This is a genomic window from Streptomyces sp. NPDC050548 (genome assembly GCF_044457385.1).
In the GTDB taxonomy this organism is placed as follows: domain Bacteria; phylum Actinomycetota; class Actinomycetes; order Streptomycetales; family Streptomycetaceae; genus Streptomyces.
In genome coordinates, this window is the sequence record NZ_JBITGV010000006.1 from 62,125 (window position 1) to 77,521 (window position 15,397).

Genomic DNA, 15,397 nt, shown 5'->3' on the forward strand with positions numbered 1-15,397 from the left:
AACCGCCCGTGCGGCCCTTCCCGTTGTCCTAGACTCACCGCCATGTCAGGCCGCGACCTGTTCTGTCAGCCCCGCCGCATCCGCCGCGGGGCCGCCCTGACATTGGTGTTCGCGAGTGTGCTCGTCGCCGGTGCGGCGACCGGTTCGTTCGAGGAACCCGGCAGCCCGGACCGTAGATCGGCGTCCGGTACGGCCCGTTCGGCGCCCCTCGGCCGTACGGAGGAGGTCGCTAAGGCCGCCGCCGACGCCAAGGCCGACGGCAAGTCGCCCATGGAGGCCGCCGAACGCGCCGTCAGCCGCAGCGGGGACCGCTGGGGCGCCGTGTACTCCCAAGGGGAGTACGAGGAGTTCGAGGAGGCCCTCGACGGCCAGTACACCGGCGTCGGGCTCTGGGCCCGCCGGGAGCGCGACGGCCGGATCGAGGTGACCCGGGTGCAGCCCGGGTCGCCCGCCGCCACCGCGGGCGTCCGCAAGGGGGACCGGCTGCGCACCGTCGACGGCGAGAACGTCGACGGACAACCCGTCACCGAGGTCGTGTCCTTACTGCGCGGCGACGCCCAGGACGCCGCCGCCGGCACCACCGTCACCCTCGGCCTGGAACGCGGCACGCACGCGTGGAGCGAGACCGTACGGCGCGCCCGCCTCTCCACCGACTCCGTGACCGTCACCAGACCCGCCGGCGAGGTCACCGTCATCAAGATCTCCGCCTTCACCAAGGGCGTCGGCGACATCGTCCGCACCGCCGTCCGCCAGGCCCCCGTCGACTCCGGGTTCATCCTCGACCTGCGCGGCAACTCCGGCGGCCTGGTCGCCGAGGCCGTCACCACCGCCTCCGCCTTCCTCGACGGCGGCCTCGTCGCGACGTACGACGTCGACGGCGAGCAGCAGGTCCTGCACGCGGCCACCGGCGGCGACACCACCAGACCCCTGGTCGCGCTCGTCGACGGCGGCACGATGAGCGCGGCCGAGATGCTCACCGGCGCCCTCCAGGACCGCGGCCGCGCGGTCGTCGTGGGCTCCAGGACCTTCGGCAAGGGCTCGGTCCAGATGCCGAGCCAACTGCCCGACGGCGTCGTCGCCGAACTCACCGTCGGCCACTACCGCACCCCCTCCGGCCACACCGTCGACGGCCGGGGCATCACCCCCGACCTCGATGTCACCGCGCAGGGACAGACGGCCGTAGAACGCGCGGAGACTGTACTGAGCGGCCTCGGGGACGCTTCGTAATCGCCTTTCCCTCATGGCCCCTGGTAGTGCGAAAATGGGCAGCACTATGAGCAAGGGAATGTACGTACCCAAGGAGTCCCAGCCCAAGCAGGGCGGCGGGGCCGCGAAGGCCAAGGACGGCAAGCGCAAGATCGTCGCGCAGAACAAGAAGGCCCGGCACGACTACGCGATCGTCGACACCTACGAGGCCGGGCTCGTCCTGACCGGCACCGAGGTCAAGTCGCTGCGCCAGGGGCGCGCCTCGCTGACGGACGGCTTCGTCCAGATCGACGGGGGTGAGGCGTGGCTGCACAACGCCCACATCCCCGAGTACAGCCAGGGCACCTGGACGAACCACACGGTCCGCCGCAAGCGCAAGCTGCTGCTGCACCGCGAGGAGATCGACAAGCTGGCGTCGAAGTCGGAGGAGACGGGTCACACGATCGTGCCCCTCGCCCTGTACTTCAAGGACGGCCGGGCGAAGGCCGAGATCGCGCTCGCGCGAGGTAAGAAGGAGTACGACAAGCGGCAGACCCTGCGCGAGAAGCAGGACCGCCGGGAGTCGGACCGCGCGATCGCGGCGGCGAAGCGGAAGCAGCGGGGCCAGTAGCCACGGGGAATACGGTGGCATCGGCGTGCGTTGGTCACGTACGATGGCTACTGCACCCCACAGCGGGTGTGTGACCCTCTTCGGAGGGGCTTGAAAAAACAACATGGGGATGATCGGTTTCGACAGCGGCTGTCGAAGCAGGTGAAGCGTGTCGAGGAAGCGGCAATGATCTCGTTAACCATATGTCGCAACCAATAATCGCCAATTCCAAGAGCGATTCCCAGTCCTTCGCCCTCGCTGCCTAATAACAGCGACTGAAGGACCCTAAAAGGGTGTCAGACCGGGGATGTTCCCGACCCGGACCCTGGCATAATCTAGGGAACTAAACCATCGGGCCCGGTCACGGGGTCCGGTGGGAAATCAAACAGTGGCTGGGCCCGTCGGCGACTTGTTCGCGTGATTGCCGGGGCCGAGAAAAGCACAGCGAACTGCACACGGAGAAGCCCTGATTCTGCACCGGTGGACGCGGGTTCGATTCCCGCCATCTCCACTCATCCCATGTGGGTAAAGCCCCCGCTGCTTCGGCAGCGGGGGCTTTTTCCTGTCACCTCACCGAACAGTGAAGGTTGATATGCGCAGCCCGTTGCTCAGGACCAGATACACGTCCGTACGGCCCTTCGCCGCGCCCGAGAGATCCGCGGTCACCGTCTCGTAGTCGTACGACGATGAAGTCGCCGCCGTGTGCACCGTCCCCGCGAGCTTTCCCGTCGGGGAGCCGAGCCGCACCTCGATCGTGCCGGTTGCCGTGCCCGCCACCCGAGCCGTGAACGTCCTTGCCCCCGCGCCCAGTTGGGTGTCCGCGAACTTCAGCCAGGCGCCGTCCGCCGCCGCGCCCACCGCCGTGCCGCTCGCCTTGGACTCGTCGACGAGGTGGACGGCGGAGTAGTCGTCGAAGTTCTCGGCGCGGGTCGTTCGGGACAGGTTCCGGGGCGGGATGGTCTCCCCGTGGACCTGCCAGGTCGTACGGCTGCGGATGTCCGCCGAGGACGCTCCGGCCATGACGTCGTACGTGCCGGATTCCACGACCCATTTCGAGCGGGTGACGTCCCAGTGGGCCAGGTCCTGCTGCGTGAGCTTCAGGCGGACCGTCTTCGTCTCGCCGGGTTTGAGGGACACCCGCTGGAAGGCCTTGAGCTGTTTCAGGGGTTCCTTGTCGCGGGACGTGCGCTGGTGCGTGTAGAGCTGGACGACCTCGTCGCCCGCGCGGGTGCCGGTGTTGGTGACCGGGACCTCGTAGCCGCCGGCGACGGGTTTCAGGGTGCCGTAGCGGAAGGTCGTGTACGAGAGGCCGTAGCCGAAGGGGTAGAGGGGGGTGCCCTGGAAGTACTGGTAGGTGCGGTCGGACTTGATGATGTCGTAGTCGAGGATCGACGGGAGGTCGGCGTCCGAGCGGTACCAGGTCTGGGTGAGGCGGCCGGACGGGTTGACGTCGCCGTAGAGGACGTCGGCGAGGGCGTTGCCCGTCTCCTGGCCGGCGTGGGAGGTCCAGAGGAGGGCCGGGACTTCCTTCTGCACAGCACCCAGCGTGGTGGGATAGCTGTTCTCGACGATCACGATCGTCTTCGGGTTGGCCTGGTGGACCGCCTTGACCAGGGCTTCTTGGGAGGGGGCCAGGGACAGGTCCGTGCGGTCGTGGGCCTCGCGGCCGTTGATCGACGGCATCGAGCCGATGACGACGACCGCCGTGTCCTTGCCCTTCACCGCGGTCACGGCGTCGTCGATGCCGTTGCGGACCACGTCCTTCGTGTAGTGCGCCGCCTGGTCCTTGGGTACCAGGCCCAGGGTGCCGTTGGCGTCGGTCGGGCCGAGGTAGACCGGGTTCGACCACCAGGACTCGGCGGTCTCGTAGCCCGCGTACTTCAGCAAGTACGTGCCGTCGTCCTGCTGTTCCAGCTTGAACTGCTGCTGGACGTACCAACCGTTGGGCTGCGTCTGGTCGTTGACGAAGTTCGACCAGTTGTAGCCGACGTATTTGCCGTTGGCGGCCGAGCGCAGGGTGACGATGCCCGAGCCCCAGTCGAACGCGTCGAACTGGGCTGCGGTCGTCGGGGTGTTGGCGGTCTCCTGCAAGGGTGTGCCCGTGTCGCCGGTGCCGGCCGTGACGTACTTGCCGGTGATCGTGTCGCGGAGGGCGATGCGGTCGACGCCCTCGCTGGTGGCCACGGGTGCTTTCAGTTTCGCGGCGATGCCCTGCGCGGGGGTGACGGCGTAGGGGAGTGTGCCCGAGTACCAGTCGGTGTAGAGCGTGTCGGCGAGGGGGCCGACCACTGCCACATTTTTCTGTGTCGTTTTCAGCGGAAGTGACACACTTTTCTTGAGCAGTACCGTCCCCTCGGCCGCCGCCTTGCGCGCCAGCTGCCGATGCGCCGGGCTGTCGATGACCGACGCGTCGATCGAGCCGTACTTGCCACCGCCCGGGTCGAATTCACCGAGCCGGACGCGGACGGAGAGGATGTCCGACGCTGCCTTGTCGATGTCCGACACCTTCAACAGGCCTTGTTGCAGCGCCGAGTTGATCGCGGAAGTCGTCGGACCGGGGTCGGCGCTGTTGTCCGTGAAACTGTCGACGCCCGCCTTGAGCGCCGCCGCGTCGCCCTCCGCGATCGTGGGGTAGTACTGCTGGGGCGTGACGATGTTGCCGGGAGCGAAGGCGTCGGTGACGTTCAGCAGGTCCTGGCCGGTCCACTTCCGTACGACAGCGTCCAGGTCCGGATTGACCGTGGCGGGGCGGCCGTTGACGAGGTTGTACGACGTCATCACGCCCGTGGCCGCGTCCGCCGCGATCGCCGGTTTGAAGGCGGCCTCGTCGTACTCCTTCTCCACCCGTGGGCGCAGGTCGGAGGAGGTGGTCGCGCGGTCGACCTCGTTGTTGTAGGCGAGGTAGTGCTTGAGGGTGGGGGCCGTCTTGAGGTGGTCCGGGTCGCCGCCGGTCAGGCCCTCGCCGTAGGCCGTGGACAGGGCGCCGGTCAGTTCGGGGTCCTCGCTGTAGCCCTCCTCGTTGCGGCCCCAGCGCGGGTCGCGCAACAGGTTCACCACCGGGGCCCAGAGGTTCAACCCCCAGCCGTCCGGGCGCTGTTGCTGGAAGCCGCGAGCCTCGTCGCCGACCGCCGAGCCGACCTGTTCCATCAGTGCCGGGTCCCAGGTGGAGGCGAGCCCGATGGCCTGCGGGAAGACGGTGGCCTTGCCGAGCCAGGCGACGCCGTGCAGGGCTTCGGTGCCGGTGCGGAAGGACTGGATGCCGAGGCGCGGGATCGCGGGCTCGTACTGGTGGAGGAGGGAGATCTTCTCGTCGAGGGTCAGCCGGCCGAGGAGGTCGTCAACACGCTTGCCGACGGGGAGAGTCGGGTCGCGGAAGGGGTACGGGGTGTCGGCCGTCGCCGGGACCGTCGCTCCCAGGCCGACGATCAGGGCGAACGCCACGGCGAGCGTGGTTCTGTGGCCTGTTCTGTGGCCTGTTCTTTGACTTCTTTTCTTGCCTTTCATGTCGCGGCTCCTTCAAGTAGGGCCTTGCACACGGGCGTTGTGAACGTCAGGGCGCGTGGCGCGGTGCCGTGCTCGCGCGTTCCGTCAGCCGGGGTGCGAGCAGCGTCGCGTCGGGCACGGTCTTGCCGCCCAGCTTCTTCATCAGCAACTCGACCGCGCGGGAGCCGAGTTCGGCGGCGGGCAGCGCGACCGAGGTGACCGGGACCCGTACGGACTCGGCGAGTTCGTCGGGGCAGATCGCGGTGATCGAGAGATCGCCGGGGACGCGCAGGCCCAGCTGCTCGAAGGCGTCGACGAGGGGTTCGAGGAGCGGTTCGTTGTGGACGACGACTCCGGTCAACGCGGGTTGTTCACGCAGCAGTTGTTCGGCCACGGCGGCTGCCGCGGCGGGCGCCGGCTCGCAGGGGTGGACGCAGGAGATGAGCCCGTTGCGGTGCGCGGCGGCCGTGAAGCCCTGAACGACCCGCTGGGCGAAGGCGGTTCGGCGGACGTACACCTCGGGCGGTGACCCGACGAGGGCGACGACCCGGTGCCCGAGCCCCGCGAGCCGTTCCACGCACAGCTCGCCGGCCGCCTTGAAGTCGAGGTCGATGCAGGTCAGTCCGTCGGCCTCGGCCGGGAAGCCGATCAGGACGGACGGCCGGTCCAGGGAACGGAGCAACGCCAGCCGGGGGTCGTTCAGTTGGACGTCCATCACGATCATCGCGTCCACGAGCGCCGAGTCCGCGACCCGCCGCAGCCCCTCCTCGCCCTCCTCCTGGGTGAGCAGCAGGACGTCGTGGTCGTGGCGCCGGGCCGTGGTCGCCACCGACATCGCGAACTGCATGACCACGGGCACGTGGATGCCGGTGCGTAAGGGGATGACGAGGGCCAGCACGTTCGACCGGCTGCTGGCCAGGGCGCGGGCACCGGCGTGCGGCCGGTAGCCCAGCTCGCGGATGGACTCCTCGACGCGCTGCCGGGTCTCCTCGGAGATCGGACGCTTGCCGCTCAGCGCGTACGACACGGTGCTGGGGGAGACCCCGGCGTGCCGGGCCACATCGGTGATCTTCACCATCAGCCCAGCTCCAGGGTGAGGAACCCGCTGCCCGACTTCGACCGCCCCCCGGCGGCCAGCGCCCACGCCACCGACGGGTCACTGCACGACGCCCGGAGCGTGTCCGCTTCCCGTACGACGGTGAAGGTCACATCGCCGACCGGCACCGTCACCTGCGCGCCCCGCTCCAGGCCGTACGCCCGCAGGGTGACCCCGTCGGCGAAGTCGTAGTCGGGCCGGTCGGACACCGCGCCGACCGGGATCACCGCGCCCGGCCGGACGAGGAGCGGCACGCTGTCGAAGCCGTGCTTCTCGCGCACCCAGCGCGGTCCGGTGACCGTACGGCCGGTGAGGTAGTGGGTCCAGGTGCCCTCGGGGACGTAGTACGAGACGTCTCCGTCGTCGCTGAAGACGGGCGCGACCAGCAGATCGCTGCCGAGCATGTACTGCCGTTCCAGATGCGCGCACCCTGGGTCGTCCGGGAACTCCAGCACCATCGCCCGCATCATCGGCACGCCCTCGGCGGAGGCGGTGCGCGCGGTCTCGTAGAGGTACGGCATGAGGCTCAGCTTCAGGCGGGTGAACTGCCGTAGTACGTCGACGGATTCCTCGTCGAAGAGCCACGGGACGCGGTACGAGGAGCTGCCGTGCAGACGGCTGTGGGAGGACAACAGGCCGAAGGCCAGCCAGCGTTTGAAGAGGGCGGGGGTCGGGGTGCCCTCGAAGCCGCCGATGTCGTGGCTCCAGTAGCCGAAGCCGGACAGGCCGAGCGAGAGGCCGCCGCGCAGTGACTCGGCCATCGACTCGTACGTCGCCTCGCAGTCGCCGCCCCAGTGAACGGGGTACTTCTGGCTGCCGGTTGTGGCCGAGCGGGCGAAGACGACCGCCTCGCCCTCGCCCCGGTGCTTGCGCAGGACGTCGAAGACCGTGCGGTTGTAGAGGTAGGTGTAGTAGTTGTGCATCCGCTCGGGGTCCGCGCCGTCCGCGTAGGCGACATCGACCGGGACCCGCTCGCCGAAGTCCGTCTTGAAGCAGTCGACGCCCTGCGCGAGCAGCGCCTCCAGCTTGCCCGCGTACCAGTCGCGGGCCGCCGGACTGGTGAAGTCGACCAAGGCCATGCCCGGTTGCCACAGGTCCCACTGCCAGACGCTGCCGTCCGGCCGGCGCAGCAGATGCCCGAGCGCCTTGCCCTCGGCGAAGAGCGGTGAGCGCTGCGCGATGTACGGGTTGATCCAGACGCAGATGTGCAGCCCGCGGTCCTTCAGCCGGGCGAGCATGCCCTCCGGGTCGGGGAAGACCCGGGGATCCCACTGGAAGTCGCACCAGTTGAACTCGCGCATCCAGAAACAGTCGAAGTGGAAGACGGAGAGCGGGAGTTCACGCTCCCGCATGCCCTCGATGAAGGACGTCACCGTCTCCTCGTCGTACGAGGTGGTGAACGACGTTGACAGCCACAGCCCGAACGACCACGCGGGCGGGAGAGCCGGGCGGCCGGTGAGGGCGGAGTACTTGCGGAGGATGTCCTTGGGGGTGGGGCCGTAGATGACGTAGTACGTCAACTGCTGGCTCTCCACACTGAATTGGACCCGCGACACGGCCTCCGAGCCGACCTCGAAGGAGACCCGGCCGGGGTGGTCGACGAAGACGCCGTAGCCCGCGTCGGTCAGATAGAACGGGACGTTCTTGTAGGCCTGTTCGGTGGCGGTGCCGCCGTCGGCGTTCCACATGTCGACGACCTGGCCGTTCTTGACGAGCGGGCCGAAGCGTTCGCCGAGTCCGTAGACGGATGTGCCGACTCCCAGGCCGAGTTGCTCGCGGAGGTAGTGGGCGCCGGTCGCGTCCCGCATGATGCCCATGCCCTTGGGGCCGCTGCCGGTGAGGACCCGGCCGTGGGCGAGGAAGTCGACGTGCCAGGGCCCGGTGCGCGCCACCTGGACCGACAGCGCACCGGAGGTGAGGGTCGCGCGCTCGTCGTCGTAGGACGTATGGACCGCGAAGTCCTCGGTCCGCACGTCGAATTGGGGGCCGCGCGGCTGCTCGCCCTCGAAGTGGGTGAAGGTGACGCCGATGACGTCGGGCATCGGGGCGTGGGCGCTGATCGTCACGACCGGTCCCTTCAGCAGGTCGCCGCGGTGGCGGATGGGGACGGTCGGCGCGTGGATCTCCAACGCGCCGTCCGGGGCGGTGACATCGAGGACTTCGACCGGGTGGGCGGCGGTGACGCCCTCGCGCAGCAGCCAGTAGCCGTCGGTGAACTTCACGTGGGGGGTCCCCTTACTACTTGACGGCACCCACGGCGATACCGCGCGTGAGGGTCCGCTGGAAGACGAGGAAGAAGACGATGGCGGGCAACACACCCAGCAGAGCAGCCGCGTTGGTCATCGTGGCGTCCATCAGACGCTGGCCCTGGAGGACACCGAGGGCCACCGACACGGTCTGGTTGTCGTTGGAGATCAGCATGACCAGGGGGAGCAGGAACTCGTTCCAGGTCCAGATGAAGAAGAAGACCAGCAGGACACCGATCGTGGGGCGGCTGACCGGGACCACGATCCGCCACAGCACCTGCCACTTGTTGGCGCCGTCGATCCGGGCCGCCTCGATGATCTCGCGGGGGAACTGGCCGAGCACGGACGAGAGGAGATACGTGCCGAACGCCGCCTGGATCACCGTGAAGACGATGACGACGCTCAACCTGGTGTCGTACAGGCCGACTTGCTTGCTCAGGTAGTAGATCGGGTAGACCAGCGCCTCCTGCGGCAGCATGTTGGCGAGCACGAAGAAGGCCAGGACCCACGTGCGGCCCCGGATACGGCCGATGCCGATCGCGTACGCGTTGAGGACCGAGAGCACGGCGGCGAGGACGGCCACCGAGCCGCTGATCAGAACGGAGTTGAAGAGTTTCTGGCCGTAGTCGACGCGCTGCCAGAAGTCCTTGAGACCGTCGAGGTAGAGGCCCTTGGGGAGGCTGAGGGGGCCGTGTTCGGAGTACTCGGCCGGTGACTTCACGGCGTTGATCAGGACGATCAGGAACGGGACGACCATGAAGAGGGCCGCGATACAGAGGGCGATGAGCACCGGGTAGCGGCGCAGGGCGGTCGTCATGCGCGGTCACCTTCCTCCGCGCGGGTCTGGAGTTTCAGGAAGGCGAGGGAGAGCACCAGGATGATCACGGTCAACACCGTGGAGATCGCGGCGCCGTAGCCGACCTGGGTCTTCTCGAAGAACGTGGTGAAGGAGAAGTAGGAGGGTACGTCGGTCGCGCCGCCCGGGCCGCCCTTCGTGAGGACGTACACCGCGCCGAACACCTTGAGCGCGGCGATCGTGCACCAGGTGAGGACGACGTAGATCTCGGGGCGGATCTGCGGCAGCGTGATGTGCCAGAAACGGCGCCACCAGCCGGCGCCGTCCAGCTCGGCGGCCTCGTAGAGCTGGGGGTCGACGCGTTGCAGCCCGGCCATGAACACCACGAGCGGGAAGCCGAGTTGGACCCAGACCATGACGCCCATGACGCTGTAGAGCGCGATGTCCGGGTCGCCCAGCCAGTCCTGCTGCCAGGAGCCCAACCCCACTGCTTTCAGCAGGGTGTTGAGGGTGCCGTTGTCGGGGGCGAGGATCCAGCTCCAGACGATGCCGGCGACGGCGATCGGGAGCACCTGCGGGAGATAGAAGCAGGCGCGGAGGATTGCGGCGATACGGCTGCCGAAGTGTTTGCCGATGTAGTCGAACAGGGCGGCGGCCAGGACGAGTCCGACGATCGTCGGTACGGCGGCCATCGCCACGACCATGAACAGGCTGTGCCGGAAGGACGCCCAGAACTCCGAATCGTCCAGCAGGTCACGGTAGTTGGCGAGGCCGGTCCACTTGGGGTCGCCGATGCCCTGCCAACTCGTGAAACTCACGGCCGTGTTCATCAGGAACGGGACGACGATCACTGCGAGTGCGGCGAGGGCGCCGGGGAGCAGGAACAGGGCGTACGAGTTTCGGGGGCGAGGGCTGCGCGGGCCGGTGGTGTGGTGCGTGTTGCCGGCCCGCGCGCCCTTCTCGACGGTGACCGTCATGTCGACGGAACGCCCTTGTCGTACGCCTTCTGCAGGTTGCTGAGATAGGCGTCCGGTTTCTCGCTGCTGGTGATCAGCTTCTGGGTCTCGGAGACGAGGACGTCGTAGAAGCCGGGGACCGGCCAGTCCGGGTAGAAGGCGAGGCCGTCGCGGGCCGTGAGGGTGTTGAAGTTGGCGATCAGTTCCTTGGACTTGGGGTCGGTGATCGCGGAGGTGTCGGCCGCGACCGGGATGCCGCCCTTGTTGCCCATCAGGTTCTGGATCTTCTTCGACAGGGTGATGTCGATGAAGTCGTAGGCGAGTTGCTTGTTCTTGGCGCCCTTGGGGACGACCCAGATGTTGCCGCCGGAGCCGAGGGTGAGGTTCGAGCCGGGCCACAGGGTCGTGCCCCAGTCGAACTTGGCCTCCGTCTGGAAGCGGCCGTACCACCAGCTGCCGGAGAACAGGATCGGCGCCTTGCCCTGGATCCAGGAGACACCGGCGTCCTCGGCCTTGGTCGAACTGGAGGTCTTGGCGATGTAGCCCTTCTTCACCCAGTCGGCGAAGGTGGTCGCCGCGTAGGTCCAGGCGGGGTCGTGGAAGTCCGTCTTGCCCTTGTACAGCTCGTACTTGTCGACCCAGGCGCGGTCGGCCTTCGAGAGCGCGAGCTGGTAGAGGTACTGCTGGGCCGGGTACTCGGCGCCCGCGTTGGCGAGCGGGGTGACGCCCTTCGCCACGAACTGGTCCATGACGGCGGTGAGTTCGTCGAACGTCTTCGGCTCGGCGATCTTGTACTTCTTGAAGAGGTCCTTGTTGTAGTAGACCATCGTGTACTCGCCGTAGTCGGTGACGCCGTACCACTTGCCGGAGCCCATCACTCCGTTGGTGTCGTACAGGTCGGTCGTGCCGACGCTCGCGGGGATCTTCTTGTCCCAGCCGCGTTTTGTCGCCTCGGCGGTGAGGTCGGTGAGCAGCCCCTGCTTGGACAGCAGGCCGGCGGTCGCGTTGCCCTTGTTGTACTCCATGACATCCGGCGCGTCCGAGGAGTTGAGGACCATCGGGGCCGTCTTCTGGATCTGCTCGAAGCCCTTCTCCTCGAACTTCACCTTCACGCCCGGATGCTGGGCCTCGAACTCCTTGATGGCCTCGTTCCAGGCCACGCCCATCGCACTGTCGGGGCCCTCGTAGTGCCAGAGCTTCAGGGTCTTGCCGTCTGAGCTACCGCTGTCCGAGTTGCCGCAGGACGTGAGGAGCAGGGCTCCTGCCACGATCACCGCAGCCGTCATCGTTCGCCTTCGGGTCGTCAACATCCAGGGCCTCCGGGGGAGTCGGATGGGTGTCGAAGCGCTTCGATGGAGGAACGTATGTAGGCGGTGGTGATGCGTCAATGGGGTAGGCAGAGATTGGCGCAAGCGGTTCGATTGGTTGTGGGTTGGGTGCGGGCCGGTGGGGGCTGGGCGCGCAGTTCCCCGCGCCCCTCAAGACCTTGCCCTGCCCTGGATTCCAAGGAGCAGGGCGCTTGTTGCTGACGCAACCGGCAGCCAGAATGCCGTCGTTGGTGAGGTGTGGTCCGTTGTCCAACCCGCTGCGGCCGAACCGCACGCGATTCCCATCAACAAGCCCGTCACCGCCAGGCTCATGCCCTCGTTCAACCGGCCTTCCGGTGTGCGGTGTTGGAGGAGAGTCATCGCGGTGACCATCGTCGGGGCCGTTGCCATGCCTGCCAGCAGCAAGGCTGCCGCCAACGCGGGGAGCGAGTCCAGTGTGCTTGCTGCCAGCAGCGGCAGGGTCATCAGGGCGCTCATCGCCAACAGGCACCACCGCAGCCGGAGTTCCGGCGCCCCCGCCGGTCTCAGCCTCCCGTACAGCAGGCCCGCCGCGCACGAGCCGGCTGCCTGAAGGGCCAACACCGCACCGCCCACCGCACGGTGACCCGTCGCGTTCGCGTACGCGAGCGTGGCGACCTCCATCGAACCGAACACCGCGCCCGTCGCCACGAATCCGGCGAGGAGGGGAGGGATGCCGGGCACGCGCAAGGGCGGACCGCCCCGTGAGGTCGGGCTCGGTGGTGGCTCCGTCGAACGCTGTGCCGTGAAGATCAGCATCCCGGACATCAGCAGCACCGCCCCGGCCAGCGTCCCCGCCTCCGGGAAGAACGTGCCGCACAGGAACGCCGCCAGCGCCGGGCCCAGCATGAAGCACAGCTCGTCGGCCGCCTGCTCGAAGGAGTTCGCGGTGTGCAGGGCCTCGGTGTCGCCGTCGAGAAGGTGGGCCCAGCGGGCGCGGGACATGCCGCCCGTGTTGGGGGTCGTCGCGGTGGCCGCGTACGCGGCGAACAGGGTCCAGTCGGGGGCGCCGTAGCGCAAGCAGAGGAGGAGGGCGACAGAGCCGAGGACCGCAACCGCCGTTGCCGGTACGGCCGTTCGGGACTGGCCGTGGCGGTCGGTCAGGCGCGCGATCCATGGGCCGACGAGGGCTGTCGCCGCGAGGCCGGTAGCGGTGACGGCGCCGGCGAGGGCGTACGAGCCCCGTGAACCGGCGATCATCACGACCGCGCTCACGCTGAACATGCCCGCGGGGAGGCGGGCGATCAGGTTCCCGGCGGTGAAGGCGCGGGTGCCGGGGAGGGAGAAGAGGCGGCGGTACATGTCTCCCACCGTCACCTCCGGACGATCAAGGGGTCCAACACCTGTTCCGCGCCGATTCACGCACCTGCGTTGTAAGTTCGCCGGATGCCCTGGACACCGGCCCACGTGGACCCCCGACTCCTCCGCGCCTTTCTCGCTGTCGCCGAGGAACTGCACTTCACCCGTGCCGCCACCCGGCTCTACGTCGCCCAGCAGGCGCTGAGTCGTGATGTGCGGCGGCTGGAGCGGGAGTTGGGGGCCGAGTTGTTCGTGCGGACCACCCGGCAGGTGACGTTGACGGCGGACGGTGCGCGGCTCGTTCCGTTTGCCCGGCAAGTGCTCGCCGCGCAGGATGAGTTGCTCGCCGCGTTCCGGCAGGCCCGGCCCCTGCTGGTGGACCTGAACTCGCCGGGTCTCGGGACCGGGCGCCGGGTGCTGCACCGGGCGCGTGAACTCGCCCCGGAACAGGAGCTGATGGCCCGCTATGAGAGCGGACTGACGGGAGCTGCGGGGGAGTTGTTGGCGGGGCGGCTCGACGTGTCGTTCGGGAGGTTCGCCGGGCTCGATCCGGTGTTGCGGGCCGGGCTCGGTCATCAACTCGTGCGGTACGAGCCGATGGCGGTCCTACTGCCCGAGGATCACCGGCTGGCGTCGCTCGCGGAGGTGCCGTTGGACGCGCTAAGGGGAGAGACCGTGTACGCGGGGGCCGGGAATCCGCGTACCCCGGAGTGGACGGATCTCGCGCGGCGGTTGTTCGACGGGCGTGACATCGAGGTTGCGGCGCCCGCACCGATGGCCGTAGGGGAAGAGGAATTCGAACGGGTGATGGGCCGGACGGGGAACCCGATTCTTGTCGTGGTGGACTTTCCGGCCATGCGTCGGACCGTGTTGCGGCCCCTGGTGAAGCCGGTGCCCTTGTCCCCCGTGTCGCTCGTGTGGCGAAAGGGGCTGGTGCACCCGGGATTCGACGCGCTTCGACGGGCCGCGGTGGAGATCGGTGGTGCCGAGGGGTGGTTGAGTCGGCCCGGTGATGGGTGGGTTCCGGCCATGGACGTGGACATGCTAAAGACGTAGAAATTACGCATCCTGGCACATGCGGAGTCCAGTTACGCTACGTTCAGGCCTGAGCACGGTGTGATACAGGGGGCGCGGGAGCCGGTGGGGGATCGGCTCGACGGCGTGTGCTCGGGGTCGTTTATGCCCTCGGAACAGTCCTTGGGGGGATGTACGTGCGCGTGGAAAAGTGGCGAGAAGAAGCCCAACCGGAATGGCCCCAGGCTGCATCCGCGACCAGAGACGTACCGGTCGTAGGCGGAGAGGCACAGGCGTTTCCGGAGACCGGAGTGGCCCGAGCGGGCGGTGGGTCGGAGATCCTTGAGGGCGGTCGGCACGGCCGCCGCAGCGGTCATGGCAGTCATGCCGCCGGGAGTGTACGGACCGAGCCGTCCCAGTCGTCCGGACCGCCGGGGTCGTCCTGGCCCGTCGTGCCCAAGGGGGTACGCAAGGGGCCGGCAGGGCCGCTCACAGGTTCGCCCGTCGGCCCGCCCATTGGTTCGCCCGTCGGCCCGTCCACCGGTTCGTCCGTCGGGCCTTCCGGTGCCCTGGCCGACCCCTGGGGCGCGCCCGCGGCGAACGACCCCGACGAGGTGACCGTCCAACTCGACGGCCCCGCCGAGGAGTTGGGAAGCGATCCAGGTGCGAAGGGCGCCGGTCAGGACGGATCCGACGGGCCCGTCTTCGTCGACGAGTCCGGCCGCCGCAGCCGTAGGTACCGCCGGATCGGCATGGCCGTCGGCATCGCCTGCGCGGTCTACGCCGTCGTCATCGTCGCCACACTGCTGTCCGGCAGCTCCGACGCGCCGTGGCTCCCGATGCCGGGGCAGAAGGACGACCCGCCCGCGAGCAAGGTCGACACCTCGCCGCTGCCCGCCGAGTCGGGCCGCCCGTCCGGCGGCGGCGGCAGCGTGGCGCCGGGGAACATTCCGACGGTGAGTGACGGTACGACACCGTCGCCGGGCGCCGGCGCCGGCGCGAACGGCGCGTCCAAGGCGCCCGTCAGCAAGGCGACCACCTCCGCGTCCGCCAAGCCGTCCGCGAGCAAGAGCGCGTCGGCGCCGGCCGGCGGGACCGTGAGCAATCCCGTCGTACAGCCCTCGCATCCGCAGGAGACTCCGTCGTCCGGCCCGAGCACACCGACGGGCAGTACGAGCGCCCCGGCCTCGCCGACGCCGAGCCCGACCGCGACCGCGGGCACCGGCACGGTCGCCGACGGCCCGAGCAGCCCGTCGCCCGTGGCACAGGGGCCGGCCGCGCCCGCCGAACCGGCACCCGCACCGGAACCGTCCAAGACCCCGGAGCACATCGTCTGATGGCATCGCACAACCGCCGCCCCGCCGCC

The 15,397-nt window shown here is 68.7% G+C and carries 11 protein-coding genes and 1 other RNA gene; 5 read left to right on the plus strand and 7 right to left on the minus strand.

Going from position 1 to position 15,397, the window contains the following annotated elements; genetic code table 11:
- Positions 1-42: 42 nt before the first annotated feature.
- The 3 genes from ACIBJH_RS18220 (at position 43) to ssrA (ending at position 2,309) form a co-directional block, all read left to right on the plus strand.
- Positions 43-1,227, plus strand: coding sequence for a S41 family peptidase (locus tag ACIBJH_RS18220; protein ID WP_399117858.1), 1,185 nt, complete (start codon positions 43-45; stop codon positions 1,225-1,227).
- 46 nt (positions 1,228-1,273) lie between these two features.
- A complete protein-coding gene (gene smpB / locus ACIBJH_RS18225; protein ID WP_362983402.1) occupies positions 1,274-1,816 on the plus strand; it encodes an SsrA-binding protein SmpB in 543 nt (180 codons plus the stop codon).
- A 105-nt stretch (positions 1,817-1,921) separates the two neighbouring features.
- Positions 1,922-2,309: a transfer-messenger RNA gene (ssrA, locus tag ACIBJH_RS18230) on the plus strand.
- Between the two features lie 56 nt (positions 2,310-2,365).
- Here ssrA and ACIBJH_RS18235 read toward each other — a convergent pair.
- From ACIBJH_RS18235 to ACIBJH_RS18265, 7 genes are all read right to left on the minus strand, one after another.
- The gene (locus tag ACIBJH_RS18235; protein ID WP_399117859.1) at positions 2,366-5,236 is read right to left on the minus strand and encodes a glycoside hydrolase family 3 C-terminal domain-containing protein; all 2,871 of its coding nucleotides are present in this window, start codon (positions 5,234-5,236) and stop codon (positions 2,366-2,368) included.
- Positions 5,237-5,345: 109 nt separating this feature from the next.
- Complete coding sequence (locus ACIBJH_RS18240) at positions 5,346-6,356, minus strand: LacI family DNA-binding transcriptional regulator (protein WP_399117860.1); 1,011 nt, start codon at positions 6,354-6,356, stop codon at positions 5,346-5,348.
- Entirely contained in the window at positions 6,356-8,596 is a 2,241-nt protein-coding gene (gene yicI, locus ACIBJH_RS18245; protein WP_399117861.1) for an alpha-xylosidase, read from the minus strand. The genes ACIBJH_RS18240 and yicI overlap by 1 nt, the downstream gene beginning before the upstream one ends.
- 16 nt (positions 8,597-8,612) lie before the next feature.
- Positions 8,613-9,437, minus strand: a complete 825-nt coding sequence (locus ACIBJH_RS18250; RefSeq protein ID WP_019065982.1) for a carbohydrate ABC transporter permease — start codon at positions 9,435-9,437, stop codon at positions 8,613-8,615.
- The gene (locus tag ACIBJH_RS18255; RefSeq protein WP_399117862.1) at positions 9,434-10,393 is read right to left on the minus strand and encodes a carbohydrate ABC transporter permease; all 960 of its coding nucleotides are present in this window, start codon (positions 10,391-10,393) and stop codon (positions 9,434-9,436) included. The genes ACIBJH_RS18250 and ACIBJH_RS18255 overlap by 4 nt, the downstream gene beginning before the upstream one ends.
- Entirely contained in the window at positions 10,390-11,658 is a 1,269-nt protein-coding gene (locus ACIBJH_RS18260) for an ABC transporter substrate-binding protein (protein WP_399117863.1), read from the minus strand. Before ACIBJH_RS18260 ends, ACIBJH_RS18255 begins: the two co-directional genes overlap by 4 nt.
- Positions 11,659-11,850: 192 nt before the next feature.
- Complete coding sequence (locus ACIBJH_RS18265; protein ID WP_399118195.1) at positions 11,851-13,020, minus strand: MFS transporter; 1,170 nt, start codon at positions 13,018-13,020, stop codon at positions 11,851-11,853.
- An 84-nt stretch (positions 13,021-13,104) separates the two neighbouring features.
- Here ACIBJH_RS18265 and ACIBJH_RS18270 point away from each other — a divergent pair, with 84 nt between their 5' ends.
- Together ACIBJH_RS18270 and ACIBJH_RS18275 are read left to right on the plus strand one after the other, a co-directional pair.
- Positions 13,105-14,073, plus strand: a complete 969-nt coding sequence (locus ACIBJH_RS18270) for a LysR family transcriptional regulator (protein WP_399117864.1) — start codon at positions 13,105-13,107, stop codon at positions 14,071-14,073.
- A gap of 269 nt (positions 14,074-14,342) precedes the next feature.
- Complete coding sequence (locus ACIBJH_RS18275) at positions 14,343-15,368, plus strand: hypothetical protein (RefSeq protein WP_399117865.1); 1,026 nt, start codon at positions 14,343-14,345, stop codon at positions 15,366-15,368.
- Positions 15,369-15,397: the final 29 nt, after the last annotated feature.